Origin of the sequence: Streptomyces sp. CT34, assembly GCF_000805335.1 — a bacterium.
In the GTDB taxonomy this organism is placed as follows: Bacteria; Actinomycetota; Actinomycetes; order Streptomycetales; family Streptomycetaceae; genus Streptomyces.
On record NZ_KN708638.1, the window covers coordinates 4,152,058 to 4,153,129 of the forward strand.

At 70.9% G+C, this 1,072-nt stretch carries 1 protein-coding gene and 1 pseudogene; one reads left to right on the plus strand and one right to left on the minus strand.

The genetic code is table 11. The features are described 5' to 3' along the window. Positions 1-232, minus strand: a pseudogene (locus tag RZ84_RS41350) (pyruvate dehydrogenase (acetyl-transferring) E1 component subunit alpha); the annotation flags it as partial. Between the two features lie 225 nt (positions 233-457). Here RZ84_RS41350 and RZ84_RS18130 point away from each other — a divergent pair. Further along, complete coding sequence (locus RZ84_RS18130; protein ID WP_043265175.1) at positions 458-976, plus strand: Lrp/AsnC family transcriptional regulator; 519 nt, start codon at positions 458-460, stop codon at positions 974-976. Positions 977-1,072: the final 96 nt, after the last annotated feature.

Genomic DNA, 1,072 nt, shown 5'->3' on the forward strand with positions numbered 1-1,072 from the left:
GCCGCGTCAGCGCGGTGGCCTGGCCGTTGTACCGGCGGCCCCGCACCAGCTCCGCGTAGAGCCGCTTCAGCAGACCGGGGTCGAGCCGGCGGGCGGCGTCCGTCCCCAGGAGGCGGTACGGCTCCGCATCGGGCAGGAGGGGTGCCGGGTCCACACGGGGCCGCCAGGCGGGCGGCGGTCCGGCCAGCCCGCTCGTGTGCCTGCTGCTGCCGGGCTGCTCTAGGACCGTCATGACGAGCACCTCCTCGGATCGAAGGGGCGGCGCGAGGCGCCTCATAGGGGGTGGTGGGCGGACGACGCACGGGCAGGATGAAGTCGGTCGGGGCGGGTAAGCCCTTCCCTACCGATTGTTCGGTCGCCGATGCATTTTGGCTACAGGCGGGTTCAGCCTGTGGACAAACGGTTCTCCACAGCTTGTGATGAAGACAGGGCGTCCACAAAGGGGAGGCGGGACCGTATGCCGGAGGAACAGATGGCCAATCCAGGCGGGCAGCCACCGGCGACACCCGCTCCGCCCTCTCCGGCCGCGCGCCCCCTCGACACCATCGACCGCGCCATCCTGCGCCTGCTGCGCACCGACGGACGGGCCTCGATACGCTCCGTCGCCGAGCAGGTACACGTCTCCCGCGCCAATGCCTACGCCCGGATCAACCGGCTGCTCGACGACGGCGTCATCCGTGGCTTCAGCGCCCTCGTGGATCAGGAACGAGCAGGTCAGGGCGCCTCGGCCTACATCACGCTCAAGATCGTGCAGAACTCCTGGCGGACCGTGCGCAAACAGCTCACCGCACTGCCCGGAGCCGCCCACATCGCGCTGGTCAGCGGCGACTTCGACGTCCTGCTGCTCGTCCACACCAAGGACAACCGCGAGCTACGGGAGCTGGTCCTCACCCGCATCCAGTCCATACCGGAGGTGCTCAGCACCCGCACCTTGCTGGTCTTCGAGGAGACCGATCTGGGGGTGGAGGAGGGGTAGGGCGGGGGTGAGGGGCCGGGCCGGACGGGCTCGGGCTTTCCCCCGCCCCTCCCCCTCTCCCCCTTCGGGGGAGGGGCGGGGGGGGGGGTCGGGGGG

What these genes read in the sequence shown, in the direction of transcription:
- RZ84_RS18130 (WP_043265175.1), top strand. Translation starts at nt 458, where the DNA reads ATGCCGGAGGAACAGATGGCCAATCCAGGCGGGCAGCCACCGGCGACA.